General features: G+C 49.3%; 1 protein-coding gene. It reads right to left on the reverse strand.

Annotated elements, in window-relative coordinates; all coding sequences use genetic code 11:
* Positions 1–36 precede the first annotated feature (36 nt).
* Positions 37–745 (reverse strand): fructose PTS transporter subunit IIB (locus tag R7Z47_RS24700; protein WP_318130745.1); only part of this gene is annotated, 709 nt, incomplete at its 5' end.

The raw sequence follows: 745 nt of genomic DNA on the forward strand, positions 1-745 counted from the left end.
TGGGGGAAAGGGCTCTTAGGGGGAGGAGCTTAAGGTTTAAGCTTTCACAAGAGTCGCTGCGTTACGCATTGCTTCTTTCGTTGAACACTCAACAACGTTTGCTTTTGCAAAGCGGTGAGCGTCTTTTACTTGGATATCGTGAGCTAGAATAACCAGCTTCGCGTTTGCTACATCTAGGTCAGTGATGCGGTTCTGGATACCGTTTTGACCTTGAGTTTCTACTTTGATTTTCAGACCCGCTGCCGCACCTGCTTTCTCTAGTGCTTTTGCTGCCATGAATGTGTGTGCTACGCCAGATGGGCAACATGTTACTGCTACGATGTCGTACTCGCCTTCGCCTGCTGCTGGAGCCGCTTGAGCTTGCGTCGGTGCTGCTTCTACGATTCCGTCTTCTGCTTCTTCTTCAGCAACTGGTTTCCAGAAGCCAACGATAACTGCTGTTGTTAGTGAGCCTAGTGCGATACCCACAACGTACATTGGGATGTTGCTTGATACAGGAGCTGTGATTAGACCGCCCCATGGTGCGTGTAGTAGTACGTCTGTTAGGAAGCCAAACACACAGCCAACGATACCACCAGCAACGATTGAAGGAAGAACGCGTACAGGGTCGTTTGCTGCGAATGGGATAGCACCTTCAGAGATACCGATAGAACCCATGATTGCTGCTGCTTTACCTGCTTCTTGTTCTTGCTTAGTGAACTTCTTCTTGAATAGGAATGTTGCTAGCGCCATACCTAGAGGAGGC

The sequence above is a fragment of the Vibrio sp. 1641 genome, assembly GCF_033339995.1.
Lineage (GTDB): Bacteria > Pseudomonadota > Gammaproteobacteria > Enterobacterales > Vibrionaceae > Vibrio > Vibrio alginolyticus.